The organism is Streptomyces sp. NBC_00984 (assembly GCF_045162475.1).
Taxonomy (GTDB): Bacteria; Actinomycetota; Actinomycetes; order Streptomycetales; family Streptomycetaceae; genus Streptomyces.
On sequence record NZ_CP108734.1, the window covers coordinates 1415221 to 1436457 of the forward strand.

Here is a 21237-nt window from a genome sequence, read left to right on the forward strand (position 1 = left end):
CTACGGCCGGTTCAGGTAGGCGAGGCCGGGATGGACCTTGGTGTACCCGTCGACGAGGCGTCGGGCCACGGTCACCGAGTCGACCAGCGGGTGCAGCGCGAAGGCCTTCACGGCGGCGGTGCGGGAGCCGCTCTCCGCAGCGTCCAGTACCGCGCGCTCGACGGCCTTGACCGCGGTGACCAGCCCTACGGCGTGGTACGGAAGCGGGTCGGCGGCGACGGGATGGGCGCCGTTGGCGTCGACCAGGCACGGCGCCTCGATGACGGCGTCCGCGTCGAGCACCGAAAGCGTGGTGCGGTTGCGGACGTTGAGGATGAGCGAGGTCCGTTCGTTGCGGGCGACGGCCCGCATGAGGGCGAGCGCCACCTTCTCGTAGCCGCCGGACTCCAGATCGCTCTCGTCCCGCTCCCCGACCCCGGCGACCTCCCTGTTCTCCGACATGTAGGTGGCTTCGCGCTCGGCGCGAGTACGGTCCCAGGCGGACAGGGCAGGCGTGGCGGGGTCCTTCATCCGGGCGTAGAAGCCTTCCTGCTGCTCGCGGAGGAAGGCGCCGCGGGTCTGCTCGGCGTCCTGGTAGGCGCGTACCGCTTCCCGGTTGAAGTAGTAGTAGTGCAGGTATTCGTTGGGGACGGCGCCCAGCGAGCGCAGCCAGTCGGTGCCGAAGAGCCGGCCCTCCTCGAAGGAGCCGAGGAGCTCCGGGTCCGCGAACAACCTCGGGAGTTCGTCCCGGCCGTCGACGTGCAGTCCGCGGACCCAGCCAAGATGGTTGAGCCCGACGTAGTCGATCCGGGCCCGGTCGGGGTCGGCGCCGAGCACCCGGGCGATGCGGCGGCCGAGGCCCACCGGGGAGTCGCAGATGCCGATGACCCGGTCGCCCAGATGCCGGGACATGGCCTCGGTGACCAGGCCGGCCGGGTTGGTGAAGTTGATGACCCAGGCCTCGGGGGCGAGCCGCGCGATGCGCCGTGCGAGGTCCACGGCTACCGGCACGGTGCGCAGGCCGTACGCGATGCCGCCCGCGCCGACCGTCTCCTGGCCGAGTACGCCTTCGTCGAGGGCCACCCGTTCGTCGGCCGCCCGGCCTTCGAGGCCGCCGACACGGATCGCCGAGAAGACGAAGTCGGCGCCGCGCAGTGCTTCGTCGAGTTCGGTGGTGGCGGTGACGGTGGGCGCGTCCGGGACGCCGGCGGCCTGTTCGCCGAGCACCCGGGCCACGGCGGTGAGCCGGTCCGCGTCGGTGTCGTGGAGGGTGACCGCCGATACGCGGCCTTCGGCGTGGTCGGCGAGCAGCGCCCCGTACACGAGAGGAACCCGGAATCCGCCGCCGCCCAGAATTGTCAGCTTCACGCTTCCGCATGGTACGGGGGCCGGACCGGACCGGGGTCGAGCGACTCCGGACGGCAGCTCTCGCCTGACGGTCGAGGACGCCGCCGGGCCCGTCACCCGAGGGCGGGGGCCCAGGACGGGGCCGGCCCGGTGGCCGAGGACCCGAGGGTCCTCGGCCACCGGGCCGGGTGTCGGTCATGCCTTCGCCCCAAGGGGCATGTCGGGTCAGCTGCCGCTCCACCAGCGCGAAACGGACCGCCACAGCCTCACCGGTGCGGATTCGCCGCGTTGCTGCGGGATCCGGCCGACGGCGGACGGTTCGGAGGCCGTGTTCCCCGATTCGTCGACGACCGTGACCTCGGCCGTGACCGTCGTGCCCGTGGGCGCGGCGGCCGGGGCGCGGCCGGGTGTGGGGGCGGTGTGCCGGACCGTCGACTGCACCTCCCAGTCCTGGCTCTGCGGGTTGGGCCTCCCCATGGACGGCGGTTCCTTGTCGTCCTGCGGCGGGCGCGCGGCGAAGTCCGCCGGAAGCTCCACCAGGTGCCGGCCCATGATGTTCCCGATCCAGCTCAGCTCGCTCTCCTCGACGGCGAGTTCGAGGTCGGGCAGCCGCATCAGCAGGGCGTCGACACCGACGTCCGCGACGGCTCGTCCGATGTCCTGCCCGGGGCATTCATGCGGGCCGCCGCTGAACGCGAGATGGGCGCGGTTGCCCGCCATGTCGGCGCCCAGATCGGGCCGGACCACCGGATCGGTGTTGGCCGGTGCGATGCCGACGATCAATGCGTCGCCCGCCTTGATCTGCTTGCCGCCGAGCTCGGTGTCACCGACCGCCCAGCGGCCGAAGACCGCGGTGAACGGCGGCTCGTCCCACAGCGTCTGCTCGACCGCCTCGGGCACCGTCATGTGACCACCGCTGAGCCTGGCCCGGAATCGCGGGTCGGTGAGCACCATGCGCAGGACGTTGGCGATCAGGTTGGCGGTCGCCTCGTAGGAGGCGATGAGGACCAGCCGGAGATGCTCGCTGACCTCCTGGTCGTTCAGCCCTGCGGGGTGCTCGACGAGCCAGGTGGCGAAGTCGTCCGCAGGCTCGCGCCGGCGGCGCTGGACGAGCCGGGTCAGCGCGTCGAGAACATAGGCGTTGCTCGCGACGGCGGTCGCCGTGCCCCGGGTCATGTCGCGGGCGGCCTGGACCATCCGGTCGTTGTACTCCTCGGGCATGCCGATGATCGCGCACATCACCATCATCGGCAGCCGCTCGGCGAACTGGCTGACCAGGTCGACACGGCCCTGCTGGCAGAAGTCGTTGACGAGCCGGTTGCTGTAGCGGTTGACGTGACGGCGGACGCCGCGGGTGTCGATCCGGCCCATGCTGTCGGTGACCGCGCCGCGCAGGCGTTCATGGGTGGCGCCGTCGGCGAACACGCACATCGGCTGCCAGGTGAAGATCGGGGCCAGCGGGTGGTCCGGGGCTACGCTGCCGTCCTGCAGGGCCCGCCACCGCCGGGAGTCGCGGGAGAACTGCGAGGGCGTACGCGTCATGTGCAGGTTCTCGCTGTGCCCGAGGACCAGCCAGGCGGGTACGTCTCCGTGCAGCAGCACGGGGGCCACGGTGCCGTGTTCGGCGCGCAGTTTGTCGTAGAGCCCGTGGGGGTCCCGCTCGGCCTCCGGGCCGTAGAACCGGCGCAGTCCGCCGGGGCCGATGCCGAGGCCGTGGGCCGGGCACTCGGGGGGCGGAACCGGCCCCTGGGCCGCTCCGGGCTCGTAGTGGAATGGGGTTGTCACGATCGCTCCAGGGATCAGGCTTCCAAGTACCGGACGATGGGGGATGCGCGCGGGGGGGGGTTGGTACTGCGGTCAGGCGAGCGGGAGGGCCAGACTGTGCAGATAACGCATCAGGGTCATCAGCACGTCGCGGCTGGAACCGCGCAGTCGGGCGTCGCAGTCGATCATCGGGACCTCTTCGGGCAGGTCCAGGGCGCTCCGCAGCGCCTCGACAGGATGTTTCGGGGCGTCGGGGAAGGTGTTGATGGCGACGACGAACGGCACGCCGCGCTCCTCCAGTCTCCCGATGACGTCGAAGCTGACTTCGAGCCGCCGGGTGTCGATGAGGACCACCGCGCCGAGGGCACCTTCGAACAGGCCGTTCCACAGGAACCAGAACCGTTCCTGGCCCGGGGTGCCGAACAGATAGAGGATCAGCTCCTCACTGATGGAGATCCGGCCGAAGTCCATGGCGACAGTGGTGGCGGTCTTGCTCTCCACCCCGAAGTTGTCGTCCACACCGACACCGGCCTGGGTCATGGTCTCCTCGGTGGTCAGCGGCCGGATCTCGCTGACGGAACCGACCATGGTCGTCTTGCCGACCCCGAACCCGCCGACGATCACGACCTTCACCGCGGCTGTCGCCGTGGTGGGAAGGACGTCCTCGCGCCGGGGGCCGGTGATCGTGTCAGAGCTTCTGAAGTCCATGCATCACCGCTTCGAGAAGGGACCTGTCCGGGAGGGTGGCGCGGACGATGGGTGCGCGCGATTCGATGAGTCCGGCAGCGAGGAGTTCGGTGAGGAGCGAGGTCACCACGCTGAAGGGCAGACCCAGGTATGCCGAGATCTCGGCGACGGATAACGGTGCCTGGCAGAGCCGCAGGATCACGGCCTGCTCGGGCTGGACCGTCGGCGTCGGCTGTGCCTGCGCGACGATCATCGTGACCAGATCCAGCTGTGCCCGCTCGCTGCCGTCGGGATCGCCGGTGATCACGTACAGCCGTTCCGGGTCACTCAGTGCCGGATCGGCCTTTCGGCGTTCTCTTCGGGGAGAATTCATCCGGCCTGCCCGTCATGGCGCGGCGGACTCGTCAGGTGGGCACCGATCCTGACGACCATGTCGCGCATCCGCGATCCGACGAGTCCCGCATCGACCGTCTCACCGGCGAGGACGGCGAGGTACGCGCCCGTTCCGGCGGCCATCAGGTAGAAGAAGCCACCGGTCACTTCGATGACGACCAGTCGCATGAGACCGTCGCTGTACGGGATTTCGGAGGCGACGGCGGCGGCCAGGCTCTGCAGTCCGGCACAGGCCGCCGCGAGGCGGTCGGCGACGTCGGGGTCGCCGCCGTGCCGGGCGATGCGCAGACCGTCGGCGGAGAGCACCACGATCTGGTGGATGTCCGGTACGTCGTCGGCCAGTTCCTTGAGCATCCAGTCCATGTTTCCCCGCTGCTGGATCACTTCAGGTCTCCCTTGTCCCACGCATCGTCAGAGTCTTCGTCGGTCTTCGGGTCCTGCGGCACGCCGTTGACCGCGTTGGTGAAGGCCTCCAGCCAGAGCCCGGGGGGCTGCTCCTTGCCGCCGGAGCCGCCGGGTCCGTGGCCGTTGGCGTGGCCGTTCGTGTGGCCGTTGGTGTAGCCGTTGCGCTGGCCTGCGGTGGGGTCGACGGGCTGGGCCGGGAGGTTGTGCGAGCCCAGGGGTGCCCGGCCGCGACTGCGGCGTTGCGGGAGCCCGCCCGCGGTCCACTCGGTCACCACGGGGACGTCGTCCTCCATGGCGGCCGCGGGAACGACCGGCCGGGTGACCGGCGCGACCGGCCCGGTGGCGGGTCGCTGGGCCACGGGGGTACGGGGCTTGCGGCGGGCCGGCACGACGTGCTTCATCGCCTCCTGGTCGATGTCGCTGGTGGGCCTCGACGTGGCGCCGATGCCGTGGGCGATACCGGGAGCGGGTCCGGTGGTGATCATCGCGCGGGGCACGATGAGCACGGCGCGGACACCGCCGTACGCGGACTGCCGCAGCGAGACCTGGAGGTCGTACATCCGCGAGAGCCGGCCGACGACGGCCATGCCGAGCCGCGGGGACTCGCCGAGGTCGTTCATGTTGGAGCCGGCCTGGGCCCTGGCAAGCATGTTCTCGGCCCGCGAACGGGCCTCCTCGCTGAGCGAGACACCGCCGTCCTCGATCTCGATCGCGATGCCGGTCTGCACCTCGACGGCGGTGACGTGCACCCGGGTCTGCGGGGGCGAGTAGCGGGTGGCGTTGTCCAGGAGTTCGGCGCAGGCGTGGATGAGCGGCTCGACGGCGGTGCCGATGATGGCGACCTTGGCGATCGAGTGCAGATCGACGCGGGGGTATTCCAGGATCCGCGACATGGCGCCGCGCAACACGCTGAACAGCGGTACGGGCTTGGGCCACTGGCGGCTGGGCCGGGCGCCGCCGAGTACCGCGATGGAGTCGGCGAGGCGGCCGATCAGTGCGGTGCCGTGGTCGATGCGGAGCAGGTCGTCGAAGACGTCGGGGTTGCGCCCGTGGTGCTCCTCCATCTCGCGCAGTTCGCTCGCCTGGCGGTGGACGATCGCCTGGACGCGCCGGGCGACGTTGACGAAGGCGCGCTGCGCGGAGTCACGCATCGCCTCTTCGTTGTCGATGATGTTCAGCACCGTGTAGACGAGGGTGCGTTGGGCATCCGGCAGGTCGCGGTACAACTCGTCCGCGTCGACGACGTCGCGGAGCACCTCCTCGGGCGAATTGCCCACGCGCAGCCGGTGGATGGCGGCCGGCAGGAGTTCCTTGCTGATCCGCACGGTCTCGTCGTCGTGGGTGGCGATGCGCCGTTCCAGATCGGCGAAACGCCGTTCGTACACCGCGCGCTGAGCACGCAGATCGCGCGCCCGGCGGGCAAGTTGGACGCTCAACGCGACAGCCACGACAGTGGCGACGGTGCCGCACCACACGACTGGTATCCGCGCGGCCGCGGAAACCAGTGCCACCGCGGCGGCGGTGGCGCCGCCCATCAGGAGCACGGGCAGCAACACGGCACGAGCGACTGGGGTTTCTCGGTCGATCGGCGGTGATTCAACACGAACCATCTAAGACCTCTGGCGGTTGATTCGGGACGTATGCACGCTTGCAGGACAGTCGTGAACAAGCGCTCGAATTCATATCAACTCGACTTCACTGCGCGTGAGCTTAGTCAGATCGAATCAGTGCTTCGGCATATTCACCCAACCCCCTGCGCGAGCGCTCCAGCGGTAATACACTCACGAGTTTTTGCACGTACCGCCGTCACGCGCACACAAGGAGTGACACCCGGCGCGATCCGGTGAGGAAGGGAGTCGTTCGTACCGCAGAACGGGACAGCGCCCGAGCCGACCGACGTGCCCGGCCAGGCCACCCTGCCGGGCACGTACGGTGACAGCGGCGGCAGTTGAGCGACTCACCCCCGGCCTGCCACTCCATCTTGTCCCGCAGCACAGGACAGGCGTACATGCGATCGAACCGGATCGAAAGGAGCACATTCATGACTCATGGGCGGGTGGACGGCCGGGTCACCGAACTGACACCGGAACCGAAGGGGAACGGACACACCATGGGGCCCGATCGGGGCTACACCATCGAGTCGCTGGACACCGGGCTCCGGCTGATGCAGCTCTTCCTCACCCATGACACGCTCACCGTCTCCGAGGCCGCCGGGCTGCTCTCCGTGGGCCGGTCCACCGCGCACCGGGTGCTCAGCACCCTGGAGGGACGCGGCTTCGCGATCCGGGACTTCTCCGGCCGCGGTTACTCGGCCGGTCCGGAGCTGGTCCGGCTCGGCCGCCCGGCGGGATTCGGCACGGCCGTCCGCGAACGGCTGGGAGCGGTACTGGAGGACGCGCTGCGGCGGACCGGCGAGACGGTGCAGAGTGCGGCGCTGATCGGCGACCGGATCGTCGTCACCGACGGCCGCGAGTCCCCGCATCCGGTGCGGGTGATGCCGGAGGCCGGCGGTACGCACCCCGCCCACGCCACATCGGGCGGCAAGATGCTGCTCTCCCGGATGACGACGGGACAGGTCTGCGCCCTCTATCCGGGGGAGGAGCTGCCCGCGGCCACGCCGAGCACCGTCACCTCGCGCTCCGCGCTGCTCGCCGAGCTGGAGGAGATCCGCTCCCGCGGATACGCGCTCAGCCGCGGGGAGTCGGTCCGGGGCATGAACACCGTGGCCGTACCGCTGGCGGGATCGAGCTGGCGCGACCGGCTCGCCCTGATGGCGTCGGCACCCGCCGACCGCGGCGACGACGCGGCGCTCGCCCGTCACGCCGAGGAACTCCACGTGTCCGCCGCACTGTTGGGCACGGTCTGAGCGATCCCTGCCGTGCAGCCGGGGAGGAGCACGCGCCGGAGCGGACCACCCGAACACGGTGGTCCGCTCCGGCTTCCGGGCCGGCCGGGGTCCCTACGCCCGGAGTTCGATGCTGTGCGCGTCCACCAGGGCGGCGATCCGGGCGAGAACCTCGTCCGCGGGCTGCGGCTCCAGCCGGGTTCCGTCGCGCAGGCGCAGGGCCACGTGCCCTTCGGCCGCTTCCCTGGCCCCGATGACCGCCTGGCAGGGCGCCAGGCGCGCTTCCCGGATGCGTGCGCCCAGAGTGCCGCGCTCCGGTCCGGCGATCTCGGCCCGCAGCCCCAGGTCGGCACATTGCCGGGCGAGCGCCTCGGCGGCCGGCAGTTCGGCGTCGGAGATCGGGAGGATCACCACCTGGGTGGGGGCGAGCCAGGCGGGGAGGGCCCCGCCATGCGCCTCGATCAGATGGGCAACGGCCCGCTCCACACTGCCGATGATGCTGCGGTGGACCATGACCGGCCGGTGTTTCGCGCCGTCGGCACCGATGTAGTGCAGGTCGAACCGGACCGGCTGATGGAAGTCGATCTGCACGGTGGACAGGGTCGACTCGCGGCCCGCGCCGTCGGCGACCTGCACATCGATCTTGGGGCCGTAGAACGCGGCCTCTCCCTCGGCCGCCTCGTAGGGCACTCCCGAACGGTCGAGGACCTCGGTCAGCAGAGCGGTGGACCGCTGCCACATCGCCGGGTCGTCGACGTACTTGCCTCCCGCGCCCGGGAGGGAGAGGCGGTAGCGGGCCGCGCTGATGCCCAACGCCCGGTACGCCGCGCCGATCAGCTCCAGAGCGGCCCGCGCTTCCTCGGCCACCTGGTCCGGGGTGCAGAAGATGTGCGCGTCGTTCAGCTGGATGGACCGCACACGGGTCAGTCCGCCGAGCACTCCGGAGAGCTCGGAGCGGTACATGCCGCCCAGCTCGGCCATGCGCAGCGGCAGTTCGCGGTAGCTGTGCGAGCGGGAACGGTAGATGACCGCGTGGTGCGGACACAGGCTCGGCCGCAGCACCACCTGTTCCCCGCCCAGGTCCATCGGCGGGAACATGTCGTCGCTGTAGTGCGACCAGTGCCCGGAGATCTCGTACAGCTCCCGCTTGCCGAGCACCGGCGAGTACACGTGCCGGTAGCCGGCCCGCCGTTCGGCGGTGCGGATGTACTCCTCCAGGGTGTGGCGCACGGCGGCGCCGTCGGGCAGCCAGTAGGGCAGACCCGCGCCGATCAGCGGGTCGGTGTCGAACAGGCCCAGCTCGCGGCCGAGCTTGCGGTGGTCGTGCATGGCGGTCTCCTCGCGGTCGTCGGGCGGGTGACCGCAAGGCGAAGCCCCGGGGCACTCGCCCCGGGGCTTCTCACTGCACAGCTGTCAGCGCGCCGGGACACTCTCCGGCGTCGTCGTCATGGCAGCGCGCTTCATGTGGTGGACGTTAGCAGCGGTGTACCGGCATCCGCGCGGGATTTTCCGGTGCCCTCGGCACGGACCTCACACCGCCCCGCGGACCTGCCCCTCGGTTCAGCGCCGGGCGCCGCCGATACGCCCCTCCAGCTGCACCAGCAGCTCGCTGAGCTGGGCGCTGAGCCGGGTACGGGACTGCTCGTCGAGGCCGGACAGCACCGTGCGTTCGTACGCGAGCTGCCGGGGCAACAGCATGTCCACCAGCTCGCGGCCCTGCTCGGTGAGGCGGACGTGGTTGACCCGGCGGTCGCGGTCGTCGCCGCGGCGGTCGACCAGACCGCGCTCCTGGAGGACCCGCAGGCGCTTGGTGACCGCGGCGCCGGACGAGAAGGTCTCCCTGGCCAGTTCGCCGGGGGTGAGTTCACGGTCGGTACGGCGTACGGCACCGAGCAGGTCGAACTCGGCGCGGGTCAGACCGGCGGCGCGCAGCGGGGCGTCCTCCGCCTGCTGGAGCAGGGCCGCGCAGCGGTTGATGCGGCCGATGAGTTCCATCGGTCCGGTGTCCAGCTCCGGGTTGACGGCCTGCCACTGCCGTACCACCGAGGCGACGATGTCGTCGGTCACACCGCTCCGTTCTCCGGGGCGCGGGCGATCGGCCCCCGCCGTGTTGCTGTCGCGGCGAGCGTACGGTGTCCGGCCTGCTCGGCGGCGAGGACCTGCTCCTGGGGCAGGGCGCGCTGCCACCATTCGCCCGCCGCGGTGTCGTCCGCCTCGCGCAGCTCGACGAGCGATCCGGTCAGTTCGCGGCGGGCGGCGTCGAGCGCGGCGGGCGCCGTCTGCGGGGCGGCCAGCGCGTGCACGGCGCGGGCGCGGGCCAGATCGGTGGCGGCCAGCGCCTTCTCCAGGCGTCCGGCGGCCCGGCGGTTGGTCACCAGCATGGCGGCGAGCAGGCCCGCCCCGGCGCCGATGACGGTGTCCAGGACCCGGTCGCCGATGAGTTCACCGGCCGTCGGGTGGGTGCCGCCGAATTCCAGGACCAGCAGCGCCATCGGGGTGACGGCGACGGAGCCGAGCCAGTAGTTGCGGGTGATCAGGGCCTCCGCCGCGAAACCGAAGAACAGACAGAAGCCGATGAGCGCCAGCGGTCCGGTGCGGCTGACCGGGAGGACGGCGGCGAAGACGAGGACGCCGAGCAGATTGCCGAGGGTGCGCTGGAGGGCCCGGTTCCAGGACAAGGTCACATTTGCCTGGTACAGCGAGGCGGCGGTGACGATCGCCCAGTAGGGACGGCCGACGCCGGCCGCCTGGGAGACGTAGCCGGCCAGGGCGCAGCCGATGAGCGCACGGGCGCCGATGGGCAGCAGCGGGGAGCCCGGGGCGAGGCGGCGCAGCAGCGCGCGGCGGGCGTCGCGGCGGCTGTCACCGCGCCGGGCGGCCCGTTCGGCCTCGATGCCGAACAGTTCCTCGGACGTGCCGGGGGCGGGCGGCGGAGTGGGAACGGGGCCGCGGGCGCGGGTCTGCCGGGCCCAGGCGCGGAGCCGGTCGGGGTCGGGAGCGGGGGCGGCCGGGGAGGCGTCGAGGGTGCCTCCGGCGAGGGCGGCTTCGGCGTGGACGACGAGGTGTTCGAGCGCCCGGCGCACGGGTGTGGGGCGTCCGGCGGCGAGCAGGGTCTGCCAGGCCGCGTGCACGGCGGCGGCAGCGGCGTGCCGGGTGCGGTGGCCGGGATCGGCGAGGTACGCCGCAGCCGCGTCGAGGGCGCGGGCCGTCGCCCGGCGCTCCGGGCCCTCCCGGCGGAGGAGCGCGGGGCCGGCCGTGACCAGCCAGGCGATCACGCCCGCGCCCAGGGTCAGCGCGAGATGACCCGGCACCTGGCCGAGACGCTGTGGGGCGAAGAGCGCGGCGGAGGTGACGAAAGTGAAGATCACCGGTCCGGGCGGACCGATGCGGGTGGCGTCGCAGAGCGTCTTCTGCCCCGCCGCGAGCAGCGCCCCCACCGCGATCAGCACGGCGGTCGAGCCGGTGAGAGAGGCCGCGACCAGCGATGCCGCCAGGCCGATGATCATGGCGACGACGACTCCGGCGACGGCCCGCGCGCGACGGGCGTACGGCAGGTTGTGGCCGTACAGCGCACAGAGCGAACCGGCCATCGTGTACATCACGAGGTCGAGCCGGTCGACGGCGAGCAGCACCAGATCCGGTACGGCGGTGGCGACGACCACGCTCAGCGCCGGTTTGAACCACATGTCCGAGGGCCGGGCGAGACGCAGCGGAGCTGCCAGCGGGAGTCTGCGGACGGAGGGCTGCCGGGACCGGGTAGTTGTATCGCTCACCCAAATACTTTAGCAGGTATTACACCTGTAAAGCATTTTCCCCCGATGGCCGCCTCCCGCACGAGGTCATAGCGTTCGAGTGCGCAAGGACGGACAGGCGCAGGCACAGGTACGCGTCCACGTGCCCCACGCACCCCACGGAGGAATCCGAATGAAGCTCACCGAACCCGTGCCCAGCGGCCCCTGCTGGATCGAGTTGAGCACCCCCGACATCCCGGCCGCCAAGTCGTTCTACGCGGCACTCTTCGGCTGGCGCTCCGAGACCGATCCGCGCGAGGAGGCGGGCGGCTACACGATGGCGCACCTCGGCGACGCGCGAGTGGCGGCGCTCAGCCCGATCTACCAGCCGGGTCAGCCGACGGCCTGGACGGTCTCGTTCGCCACCGAGGACACGGACGCCACGGTCGAGCAGGTGAAGTCGGCGGGCGGCTCGCTCCTGGTGGGCCCGATGGACGTGTTCGACCAGGGCAGGTTCGCGGTCGTCGCCGATCCGTCCGGCGCGGTGTTCTCGTTGTGGCAGGCGCGCGCCTTCGCCGGTGCCGAGCGGCTGAACGCCCCCGGTGCGCTCGGCTGGGTCGAACTCGTCACCCGTGAGGCCGACCCGGCGCTCGCTTTCTATCCCGCGGTCTTCGGATGGACGGTGAACGCCGCGTCGGAGCATTACACGCAGTGGGGCGTGGCCGGTGAGGACTTCGGCGGGATGCTGATCATGGACGACAGGTTCCCGCCGGAGGCGCCGCCGAACTGGCTGCCGTACTTCGCCGTGACGGATGTCGACGCGACGGCCGCGACGGCGCAGGGAGCCGGTGGCGAACTGCTGATGCCACCGAACGACATTCCGGACGGGCCGCGGATCGCGGTCGTACGGGACCCGCAGGGTGCGGTGTTCGGCATCCACCGGGCAGGCAACGAAGGTTAGGGTCTTTCGTCCGGATCGGGCCCGATCCGGACGAAAGACCCCAAGGTCCCCTGGAGTTCAGCCGATGTACGAGAGCGACGCCGGACTGCTCGCCCCCGGGTGGGCCGGCTCCCCCGCCGAGACGACCACGGGCGACAGCGCCTTTCTGCAGGCGATGCTCGACGCCGAGGCGGCGCTCACCCGTGCCCAGTCCGGCTGCGGGCTCGCCCCCGCGGAGGCCGGGCGGGCGGTGACCTCGGCGGCCGACGCGGGCCGGTTCGACGTACGGGACCTGGCGCTGCGCGCACGCGCGGACGGCGATCCGGTCGTCCCGCTGACCATGGACCTCCTCGCCGCGGTGGAGCAGGACGTCCGGCCGTATGTGCACCGGGGCGCGACCAGCCAGGACATCCTCGACACCGCCGCCATGCTCGTCGCCGCGCGGACCCTGGCTCCGCTGCTCGACGACCTGGCGCGGACCGCGGAAGCGGTGGCACGGCTCGCCGCCGCGCATCGCAACACCCCGATGGCCGGCCGGACGCTCACCCAGCACGCCGCACCGACCACTTTCGGGCTCAAGGCGGCAGGGTGGCGGGCGCTGATCCTGGACGCCCGGGACCGGCTCTCGGCCGTACGGGAGTCGCTGCCCGCACAACTCGGCGGCGCGGCAGGCACGTTGGCCGCATTCGAGGCGTACGCGCCCACCGAGGATGCCGACGGGATCGATCCGGGGCTGCCCCTGATCCAGGCGTTCGCGAGCGAACTCGGTCTCGCCGAACCGCTGTTGCCGTGGCACACCCTGCGTACCCCGATCGCCGACCTGGCGGGCGCGCTCGCCTTCACGGCCGGTGCGCTCGGCAAGATGGCGGCCGATGTGCTCAATCTGTCCCGCACCGAGATCGGCGAGGTCACCGAGGGGCGGGGCGATGAATCGTCCGCCATGACGCACGAGGCCGATCCGGTGCACGCCACACTGATCGCGGCGGCCGCCCGTCGCGCCCCCGGTCTGGCGGCGACACTGTACGGCTCGCTCGCCGCCGAGGACGAGCGTCCGGCCGGGGCCTGGCACGCCGAGTGGGAGCCGCTGCGCGAACTGCTGCGGCTCGTCGGCGGGGCCGCGCACCGCGCCGCCGAGCTCACCGGCACACTGCGCGTCGTCCCGTACGCGATGCGGGAGAACCTTCAGCTCACCGACGGGCTGATCGTCTCGGAGCGGCTGGCCGCCGTGTTCGCCGAACGAATCGGCCGCAAGCGCGCCAGGGAGGTGCTGGTGAGCGCCGCCCACCGGGCCCGTGCGGAGACCACGGACCTGGCCGACGTCCTCGCCGATGTGCTCGACGAGGAACCCGAACTCGCCGGTCTCGACCTGGGCGAACTGACCGACCCCGCCCGGTACACCGGATGCGCGGGCTCCCTCACCGATCGCGCGCTCGACCGCGGCTGAGCGGTCCGGTGCGCCTCAGACCAGCCGGCCCTCGCGTGCGATGACCCGGCCGGCGCGTACGACCAGGGACGGGATCGGGCGGTCCACGACGGCCTCGGGCAGCGAACCGGCGGCCACCAGGACGAAGTCGGCCGGGTCCCCGGTCTCCAGCCGGGAGGCGGGCAGACCGAGCAAGGAGGCGCCGCCCCGGGCCACCGCCTCGTAGCAGGCGGCGAGTTCGGCATCGGTGCGGGCATCCGTGCGGTAGGCGAGCAGATGGGCCCGGCCGAGCATGTCGCCGTCACCGAACGGCGTCCAGGCATCGCGCACGCCGTCCGAGCCGACGGCGACCCGCACGCCGTGCGGGGTGAGCCGTGCGGGGTCCAGGACCGGGTCGCCGCCCAGGGCACAGGTGACCAGGGAGACACCGGCTTCGGCCAACCGCGCCGCGACGGCGTCGCGTTCGTCGCCCCCGAGCTCGGCCACGGCGAAGGCGTGGCCGATGGCGACGCGTCCCTGCATCCCGGCGGCGACGGTACGCCGGGCGATCTCGGTGACCTGGCGCAGCCCGACGGGCCCGCCGTCGTGCAGATGGATGTCGACCGGGGCGCCCCTGCGGGCGGCCAGCCCGAACACGAAGTCCAGCTGGCCCTCCATGTCGTCGTCGATGCCGATCGGGTCGAGACCGCCGACGACGTCGGCGCCCTCGGTCAGGGCCTGCTCCATGAGTTCCGCGGTGCCGGGCTCGCTCAACAGGCCGAGCTGGGGGAAGGCGACGATCTGGACGTCGAGGAGGTCCTTGCGGGCATCGGCCGCCGCCCGCACCCCGTGCACCCCGGCGAGGCCGTGGACGGGGGCGACGTCCACATGGGCCCGCATGGCGCGGGTGCCACGGGCGACGGCCCGGTCCATGAGCGCCCCGGCCCGCTCCTCCACCGGGGTCGTGAGGGCGGTCCTGGCCCGTACATCGCCCTCGATCAGGTCACGGAGCGTCCCGGCGGGTTCGCGGCTCAGCCAGGGCCCGCCCCAGGTCGACTTGTCGGGGTGGATGTGCGCGTCGACGGGCGGAGGCAGGGCGAGGGCTCCCGCGGCGTCCACGGTCACGCAGCCGTCGGGCAGCTCCGCCGGGTCGTACGCGGCGATCCGGCCGTCGGAGACCAGCAGGTCACGGGTGCACCCATCGGAGGAAAGGACGGTGGTGAACAGGACATGGGGGCGGGCGGGGGCGGGCGTCGCCATGGGGCGGGGTCTCCTTCGGTGGTGCGCGACGTCGTGCGCGGGGTGGGGCGTGCCGGTCAGGGCCGGAGCCGGGGACCGGGATCCGCCGGTGCGGCGGTGGCGGTGTCAGCGGTGGTGGCTGCGGCGAGCATCTGCATCGCGGTCTCGCGCGTTCCGGCCACATGACGGCGGGCGATCCGTTCCGCCGCCTCCGCGTCGCCGCTCCTGATCGCCTCGTAGAGCAGTTCGTGCTCGCCGCACATCACGGGACCGTCGCCCGGCTCGGAGGTGAGACCGAAGAGCCGGCGCAGCCGGCCGTCCAGCGGCGCCATCAGGCCCTGGAGCAGCGGATTGCCGGACATGACGACGATCTGCTGATGGAAGTCGGCATGGACCGAGCCCAGTTCGCGGGTCCGGCGGGAGGAGTCCGCGGCGCGGCGGGCGCGGTCCAGAAGCCGCTCCAGGGTGCGCAGGCCGTCCCGGTCCGCGCGCCGGGCGGCCAGCGAGGCCGCCAGCGCCTCCAGGTGTTCCCGGATGTCGAAGAAGTCCGCGGCCTCGGCCGGGCCGAGCGGGGCGACGAACGCGCCCTTTCGTGCCTGAGCGGCGATGAATCCCTCGGTCTCCAGTCGCTGGATGGCCTCCCGTACGGGGATGCGGGACACCCCCAGCTCGTCCGCGAGTTCCCGTTCGACGACGCGGTGCCCGGAAGGGTAGCGGCCGTCGATGATCCTCTCGCGCAGTTCCACATAGACCTGGTCGCGCAGCGACTGATGTGCCGCACCGATCGTGCCGGTGGCGGTGAGGCCGGCGGTTCGGCTGCTGCTCATGGACTCGCTTCCTGCCCGTCGGAGCCGGTCTCTTCCGGCTCCCGTGCCGCGATCATCGCAGATTCCGGAAAGCTTCCGTAGACCCTTGCTTGGTATTCGGTATACCAGATAGCTTGAGCGCCGCGCCCACTCGATGCGCCCTGAACTGGTCTTTTCCGCTGACCCATGCCTGGAGCAGGCATCGGCTTCGGCGTCCAGCCGCCCGTTCGCACCTGAGGAACCACCGATGACACAACCCTCGACGGCCGTCCCGCCGCCCGCCTCTCCGGTGCTCGCGACACTCCACTTCGATCTGCTCACCGGGCGCACGGGGGCGGTCGATGTGGCGCTGCTGGTGCCGCTGCCGGTGGTGCTCGTGGCCGGGGTCGTGGTGGCGCTGCGCATCCGTCGCTCCGACCCCGGGCGGTATGCGCGGCTCACCGAGGTGGACGTCGAACGGGACTGAGCGGCGGCGTCTGCCGGACGGCCGACGCCGCCGCCGTGGCGGTCAGCCGTTCGCGTCGTCCCCGCGGAGCCTGGCGTGGAGATGCATGTCGTGCCAGCCGTCGGCGTGCGGATGGGAGTGGCGCCGGGTGCCCTCCAGGGCGAAGCCCGTCTTGGCCGCCACCCGGCAGGACGCCTCGTTCAGTACGGAGTGCGCGAGTTCGAGCCGCTCGAATCCGATCTCGTCGAAGGCCCAGCGTGCGAGCGCCGAGACGGCCCGGGGAGCCACGCCGCGTCCGCGGGCGGCCGGCAGCACCCAGTAGGCGCATTCCGCCAGACCGATCTCCGGCACCAGGGAGCGGAGCGAGACCCGGCCGAGCACTTCCCCGATCCCGTTGCCGGCCCCCTCGGGGCGTACGACGGCCCAATGAGCCGCGGTCTCGCCGTACCAGGCGTCCCGCCACTGCTCGATCCAGCCGCGCGCCTCGTCCTCGGTGTCGGCCCGGCGCAGATGCCAGTGCTGGATCGCCGGATCGGAGAAGGCGGCGACGACGGTCGGTGCATCCTCCTGCCGCCACGGCCGCAGCAGCAGGTCGTCGGCGACGGCAAGAGCCGGTTGGGCGGAGTCCGCGAGGCTACCCGGAGGAAGGTGGGGCGGCACCAAGTACGGCATGGGCGCATCATCGCACGGTGGCGGAATCCCCCGGGGCCGCCTTTCACACCGGTCGCACACGCCGTCCGGCCGACCGGTCCGTCAGCTCACCTGCTCGTCGGTGGCCTGGACGTGGTCGGCGATGCCGACCACGAGGACCCTGGTGTCCGGTTCGATGGGCCGCCACCGGTGGACGAGGCCGCCCGAGCAGTAGAGCGTGTCGCCCTTTTCGAGACGGTAGAAGTTGCCGTCCGCCTCGACCTCCGCCGAGCCGTCGGCCACGTACAGGATCTCGTCGTTGCGGTGCCGGAACTCCCGACCCCAGTCGTGCGCACCGGTGAACTCCAGGGCGTGCAGCCGTTGATGGCCCCGGACCAGCGGGCGCATCCGGCCCTCGCCCTCGCCCTCGGCCCCGGTCTCCCGTACGGCGGCAGAGGTGCGGCGCACCACGTCGACGGGCCGGGGCACCTCGGCCGTGGACAGCAGCTGGACCGCGCTGGTGTCGAGCGCGTCGGCGATCCGCTGGAGGGAACCCATGCTCGGCCGGGAGCGACCGTTCTCGATCTGACTGAGGAAGGGGACGGAGAGTCCGGCCCGCCGCGCCACCTCCGCCAGCGTCATCTCCAGTGCGCGGCGCCGTCGGCGAATACCCGGGCCGACCAGCGGGGTGTCCGCCTCGCTCATCTCATCCACTCCGTGTCCTGAGTGCCGCACACCACAACCGGCGGGCCTGCCGGTGTGGGCCCGCACCGTCTTCGGCAGCGGCGTCGCGGCCGGGGCGCTGGCCGCGGTGGTCCTCGCCGCCGTGTTCGGCCGACTCGGCCCGAAGGAGGAGAGGGCGGAGGCGGAGCAGGCCGGAGCCGGGTCCGCCCCGTAGCCACCGACTGCTCGCACGCCCGGGTGCCCCCTTGCGCGGAAGGCCGTGCGAGGGGGCACCCGCATGACATCCACCCCCTCCACCCCTCATTGAAACTTCACACAACGCGTACGATGACGGGATGAACGGGCTGAGCGAACGGACACGCCGACGGACGCAGGGCACCTGCGCGTCGGCCGTGCTCGGCTGGCTGTTCGTGCTGCTCGCCATGGTCTCGTGCTGCTCGATCACGGCCCCGGCCGCGCACGGCTCCGGCTCCCACCCGGCGACCGCTGTCCGGACCATGACACCGACGCACCAGGTGCTCGCGCGGATCGTGGTGGCCGACGCCCCCGAGGACCGGGGCATGGGCAGTTCCTGCCACGGCACCTCCGAGCACGCGACCCCGGTCGTGCTGCCGGCACAGAGCGCACCCGCGGCCCTTCCCGGTACGACCACCACCGCTCCGGTCGCCCCGCTCACCGGCGCGGCCGCGATCCGCGGCCCGTCCAACGACGCCGTGCGGGAAGTCGACCATCTCCGGCTGCAGGTTCAACGGATCTAGAGGAACGCCCCGTTCCCCGGGACACCCGAGGAACGGACTCCGCATGCCCTCAGCTCCATCAGTCTTGTTGAACCGAAGGACTCTCCATGGCATCCGCCAAGCAGCAGAACACCTCTGCCTCCGCACGTCGCGCCAAGCTGGAGGAGGCCCGCCGCAAGGAGCGGACCCGCGAGCGGCGCAGCCGCATCATCACCATCACCGCGTCCGTCGCCGTGGTCGCCGCGCTCGTCGCGGGCGGCGGCTATCTGATGTCCGCCGCCGACGACAAGGAAAAGGCCGAGGTCGAGGCCAAGTCCTCGCCGGTGAAGGGCGAGCGGACCTGGGACAAGCTCACCCAGAACCACGTCGACAAGAAGGTCGACTACCCGATGAACCCGCCGGTCGGCGGCGATCACAACCCGATCTGGATGAACTGCAACGCCGACGTCTACACCAAGGCGATACCGAAGGAGAACGCCGTCCACTCGCTGGAGCACGGAGCGGTCTGGGTCACGTACACGAGCAAGGCGATGCCGGCCGACCTGGAGAAGCTCCGTGAACGGGTCGAATCGACGCCCTACTCGCTGATGAGCCCGGTCGAGGACCAGGCCGCCCCGCTCCTGCTCAGCGCCTGGGGCAAGCAGGTGACGGTGACCGGCGCCGCCGACGCGCGCGTCGGGCAGTTCTTCACCAAGTACGTGCAGGGCCCGCAGACCCCGGAGCCGGGCGCGGCCTGCACGGGCGGGGTCGCCCAGTGACGTCCGCGGTCCGCTCCTCGCGTCCGATGCTGCTGGCCGGCGGTGCGGTGCTGCTGCTGGCGCTGGGCCTGGTCGTGCTCATGCTCGTACGACCGTCCTCGTCCGCGGGCTCCGCCTCCACTGCGGGTTCCGCCTCCGCCGCGGCCGCTCCCTCGGACACATCGGTCGATGTCGGGTTCGCCCGCGACATGTCGATCCACCATCAGCAGGCGGTCGAGATGTCGTTCATCGTCCGGGACCGCACGTCCGACGAGGCGGTGCGCCGACTCGCGTACGACATCATCAACACGCAGGCCAATCAGCGGGGCATGATGCTCGGCTGGCTGGAGATGTGGGGCCGGGCGAAGTCGTCCAGCGCCCCTCCGATGGAGTGGATGGGCCACACCTTCACCCCCAGGGGCGACGGTTCGCTGATGCCCGGCATGGCGACCGACACCGAGCTCGACGCGCTGCGGGCGGCGAAGGGCAAGGACGCCGAGGTGTTGTTCCTGAAGCTGATGACCTCGCACCACCGGGCCGGCGCGGAGATGGCTCAGGCCGCGGCCGGCTCCGCGGACACGGATGCGATCAGGAACCTGGCGGCGGGCATGGTGCGGGGCCAGCAGTCGGAGATCGCGCTCATGGCGGACATGCTGAAGGAGCGCGGCGCGACGGGCTGAGCGCCGGACGTGCCGGCACACGCGCAGGCCGGTGCGCACGCGTGGCCGGCCCGTTCGCGGCGGATTCCGCCGCCGCGAACGGGCCGGCCCCGGTCATGAAACGGCGACCTCCACCCCGCGGGTACCAGCACGGTCCCGCCCGGCAGCCGGAAGTCCAGCGTGATCCGCTGCGCACCGGTCGCCGCCCGGCCGGTCTCGGGCAATGTGCGGGAGTGGTGCGCCGACCGGTTCAGCGCCGACTGGCACGTCGCCGACCGCACGCCGACCCGCGTCGACCCCGTCGGACCGCCGGCCGGCGAGAACCGGGTACTGCGCGGCGGTTCCTACCTGTGCCACAGCTCCTGCTGCACCCGCTACCGGGTCGCGGCCCGCACCTCCAACACCCCGGACAGCACGACGGGCCGAGGCGGATTCCGCTGCGCGCTCCGAGCGGGCCGGGGACACCGCGGAAGGGATCGCACCGGGAGCCGCACAGGGGATCGCATAGGCTCGGCTCCGACATGAAGAGCAACGTCACACCGCTGGGGCCCAAGGCCGACAAGGACACCGTGCGCCGGAGCAACCTCAGCCTGGTGCTGCGGGCCGTCCGCGACGAGGCCGAGGGCGGGGCGACCAGGGCCACGGTCGCCGCGCGGGTGGGACTGACCCGGGCCGCGGTGTCCTCGCTCGTCGAGCAGTTGCTCGGCACCGGATTGCTCACCGAGTCCGGCAAGACCTTCAGCGGACAGGCGGGCCGCCCCGGGACCGCGCTCAAGGTGGCCCGCACCGGGCCCGCCGGGCTCGGCGTGGAGATCAACATCGACTACGTGTCGGTGTGCGTCGTCGACCTGGCGGGCACCGGACGGGTGCGGCTCACCGAGCACCTCGACAACCGCGGCGCACCGCCCGCGGAGGTCCTGGCGCGGGCCGCCGGAATCGCCGCGCGCACCCTGGAGTCGGCGCGCGAGCAGGAACTGTTCCCGGTCGGGGTGGCACTCGCGCTGCCCGGCCTGGTTTCCGGCGGTGCGGTGCGCCAGGCGCCCAACCTGGGCTGGAACCGGGTTCCGGCCGATGAGCTCTTCGCCGCCGCGCTCGCCGCCGAGCGTCCCGGCGGTGCGGCGCTGCCGGTGCGTGCGGAGAACGAGGCCAATCTGGCGGCGCTGGCCGAGCTGTGGTTCGGGGGGCTCGACGCGGTCCGCAGCTTCCTGTACCTCACGGGCGAGATCGGTGTCGGCGGGGCCCTGGTCATCGACGGTGAACTGCTGCGCGGGGCGCATGGCTTCGCCGGCGAGATCGGGCACGTGGTGGTGGACGCCGAGGGGCCGGAGTGCCGGTGCGGCTCGCGCGGTTGTCTGGAGCGGTACGCGGGACAGGCGGCGCTCCTGCGGGCCGCCGGGATCGAGGAGTCGGGCGGCGGAGCCGGCGCGGCCGAGCTGGAACGGCGCGCCCGTGCGGGGGACGAACGGGCGGTGGCCGCCGTCGCGGAGGCGGGCCGGATGCTGGGACGGGTGCTCTCCGGAGCGGTGAATCTGCTCGACCCGGATGCCGTGGTGCTCGGCGGGATCTACCGGAACCTGATGCCGTGGCTCTCGCCGTCCGCCGACGAGGAGCTGACCGGCCGTGTGGTGTCGGGGCTCTGGTCCCCGGGGAGCGGGCGGCTGCGCGCCTCGTCCGTCGCGGGGGACGCGGCACGGGGCGCCGCGGCGCTGGTGTTGACCCGGGTGCTGGCCGACCCGGTGGCGTACGCGGGCCGGCCGACCGGTTCGGCCGGGTGAACGGGTACGGGGCGGCCGGACATCCGGCCGCC

General features: G+C 72.2%; 22 protein-coding genes and 1 pseudogene. 10 read left to right on the top strand and 13 right to left on the bottom strand.

The annotated features are described in order from the left end of the window. The 6 genes from OG520_RS06010 to OG520_RS06035 form a co-directional block, all read right to left on the bottom strand. Positions 1–1347, bottom strand: a complete 1347-nt coding sequence (locus tag OG520_RS06010) for a 6-phospho-beta-glucosidase (RefSeq protein ID WP_399329735.1) — start codon at positions 1345–1347, stop codon at positions 1–3. A gap of 204 nt (positions 1348–1551) precedes the next feature. Then, the gene (locus OG520_RS06015; protein WP_399329736.1) at positions 1552–3111 is read right to left on the bottom strand and encodes a cytochrome P450; all 1560 of its coding nucleotides are present in this window, start codon (positions 3109–3111) and stop codon (positions 1552–1554) included. A 72-nt stretch (positions 3112–3183) separates the two neighbouring features. Continuing rightward, the gene (locus OG520_RS06020; protein WP_383771308.1) at positions 3184–3798 is read right to left on the bottom strand and encodes an ATP/GTP-binding protein; all 615 of its coding nucleotides are present in this window, start codon (positions 3796–3798) and stop codon (positions 3184–3186) included. Beyond that, complete coding sequence (locus tag OG520_RS06025; protein WP_259928340.1) at positions 3779–4150, bottom strand: DUF742 domain-containing protein; 372 nt, start codon at positions 4148–4150, stop codon at positions 3779–3781. The genes OG520_RS06020 and OG520_RS06025 overlap by 20 nt, the downstream gene beginning before the upstream one ends. Continuing rightward, positions 4147–4554 (bottom strand): roadblock/LC7 domain-containing protein, encoded by a 408-nt coding sequence (locus tag OG520_RS06030; protein WP_093896207.1) that lies wholly within the window; start codon positions 4552–4554, stop codon positions 4147–4149. The genes OG520_RS06025 and OG520_RS06030 overlap by 4 nt, the downstream gene beginning before the upstream one ends. After that, complete coding sequence (locus OG520_RS06035; RefSeq protein ID WP_406012448.1) at positions 4551–6185, bottom strand: sensor histidine kinase; 1635 nt, start codon at positions 6183–6185, stop codon at positions 4551–4553. Before OG520_RS06035 ends, OG520_RS06030 begins: the two co-directional genes overlap by 4 nt. 431 nt (positions 6186–6616) lie before the next feature. On the opposite strand from OG520_RS06035, the gene OG520_RS06040 reads away from it, so the two are divergent. Next, positions 6617–7441: an IclR family transcriptional regulator gene (locus OG520_RS06040; RefSeq protein WP_399329738.1), complete on the top strand. Its 825-nt coding sequence runs from the start codon at positions 6617–6619 to the stop codon at positions 7439–7441. Between the two features lie 93 nt (positions 7442–7534). Here the strand turns inward: OG520_RS06040 and thrS are convergent, their stop codons facing one another. The 3 genes from thrS to OG520_RS06055 form a co-directional block, all read right to left on the bottom strand. Further along, positions 7535–8749, bottom strand: coding sequence for a threonine--tRNA ligase (gene thrS / locus OG520_RS06045; protein ID WP_406012449.1), 1215 nt, complete (start codon positions 8747–8749; stop codon positions 7535–7537). A gap of 231 nt (positions 8750–8980) precedes the next feature. Then, entirely contained in the window at positions 8981–9487 is a 507-nt protein-coding gene (locus OG520_RS06050) for a MarR family winged helix-turn-helix transcriptional regulator (protein WP_266429499.1), read from the bottom strand. Next, complete coding sequence (locus tag OG520_RS06055) at positions 9484–11193, bottom strand: FUSC family protein (RefSeq protein WP_406012450.1); 1710 nt, start codon at positions 11191–11193, stop codon at positions 9484–9486. Before OG520_RS06055 ends, OG520_RS06050 begins: the two co-directional genes overlap by 4 nt. Positions 11194–11344: 151 nt before the next feature. Between OG520_RS06055 and OG520_RS06060 the strand changes: the two genes are divergently transcribed. Next, entirely contained in the window at positions 11345–12112 is a 768-nt protein-coding gene (locus OG520_RS06060; protein ID WP_406012451.1) for a VOC family protein, read from the top strand. 64 nt (positions 12113–12176) lie between these two features. Then, a complete protein-coding gene (gene pcaB, locus OG520_RS06065) occupies positions 12177–13535 on the top strand; it encodes a 3-carboxy-cis,cis-muconate cycloisomerase (RefSeq protein WP_406012452.1) in 1359 nt (452 codons plus the stop codon). 15 nt (positions 13536–13550) lie between these two features. Here pcaB and OG520_RS06070 read toward each other — a convergent pair whose 3' ends face one another. Continuing rightward, a complete protein-coding gene (locus OG520_RS06070; protein ID WP_406012453.1) occupies positions 13551–14753 on the bottom strand; it encodes an amidohydrolase in 1203 nt (400 codons plus the stop codon). 56 nt (positions 14754–14809) lie between these two features. After that, positions 14810–15559 carry a GntR family transcriptional regulator gene (locus OG520_RS06075; RefSeq protein ID WP_399329744.1) on the bottom strand — a complete coding sequence of 250 codons (750 nt, stop codon included), beginning with the start codon at positions 15557–15559 and terminating at the stop codon, positions 14810–14812. A gap of 226 nt (positions 15560–15785) precedes the next feature. Between OG520_RS06075 and OG520_RS06080 the strand changes: the two genes are divergently transcribed. Then, positions 15786–16004, top strand: a complete 219-nt coding sequence (locus OG520_RS06080; RefSeq protein WP_406012454.1) for a hypothetical protein — start codon at positions 15786–15788, stop codon at positions 16002–16004. Positions 16005–16046: 42 nt separating this feature from the next. On the opposite strand, the gene OG520_RS06085 is transcribed toward OG520_RS06080, so the two are convergent. Beyond that, on the bottom strand, positions 16047–16655 hold the full coding sequence (locus OG520_RS06085) for a GNAT family N-acetyltransferase (RefSeq protein ID WP_406012455.1): 609 nt from the start codon (positions 16653–16655) through the stop codon (positions 16047–16049). Between the two features lie 81 nt (positions 16656–16736). Then, positions 16737–17318, bottom strand: a complete 582-nt coding sequence (locus OG520_RS06090; protein ID WP_406012456.1) for a helix-turn-helix domain-containing protein — start codon at positions 17316–17318, stop codon at positions 16737–16739. Between the two features lie 52 nt (positions 17319–17370). On the opposite strand from OG520_RS06090, the gene OG520_RS06095 reads away from it, so the two are divergent. The 6 genes and pseudogenes from OG520_RS06095 (at position 17371) to OG520_RS06120 (ending at position 21205) form a co-directional block, all read left to right on the top strand. Then, positions 17371–17511, top strand: a complete 141-nt coding sequence (locus tag OG520_RS06095; protein ID WP_406012457.1) for a hypothetical protein — start codon at positions 17371–17373, stop codon at positions 17509–17511. A gap of 121 nt (positions 17512–17632) precedes the next feature. Then, positions 17633–18055 carry a hypothetical protein gene (locus OG520_RS06100; RefSeq protein WP_399329749.1) on the top strand — a complete coding sequence of 141 codons (423 nt, stop codon included), beginning with the start codon at positions 17633–17635 and terminating at the stop codon, positions 18053–18055. 86 nt (positions 18056–18141) lie between these two features. Then, complete coding sequence (locus OG520_RS06105; protein ID WP_406012458.1) at positions 18142–18792, top strand: DUF3105 domain-containing protein; 651 nt, start codon at positions 18142–18144, stop codon at positions 18790–18792. Next, positions 18789–19451 carry a DUF305 domain-containing protein gene (locus OG520_RS06110; RefSeq protein ID WP_406012459.1) on the top strand — a complete coding sequence of 221 codons (663 nt, stop codon included), beginning with the start codon at positions 18789–18791 and terminating at the stop codon, positions 19449–19451. Before OG520_RS06105 ends, OG520_RS06110 begins: the two co-directional genes overlap by 4 nt. A 192-nt stretch (positions 19452–19643) precedes the next feature. After that, positions 19644–19955 (top strand): annotated as a pseudogene (locus OG520_RS06115) (formylglycine-generating enzyme family protein); the annotation flags it as partial. Further along, the gene (locus OG520_RS06120) at positions 19952–21205 is read left to right on the top strand and encodes an ROK family protein (RefSeq protein ID WP_399329753.1); all 1254 of its coding nucleotides are present in this window, start codon (positions 19952–19954) and stop codon (positions 21203–21205) included. The pseudogene OG520_RS06115 and the gene OG520_RS06120, both read left to right, overlap by 4 nt. The last annotated feature ends 32 nt before the right edge of the window (positions 21206–21237 follow it).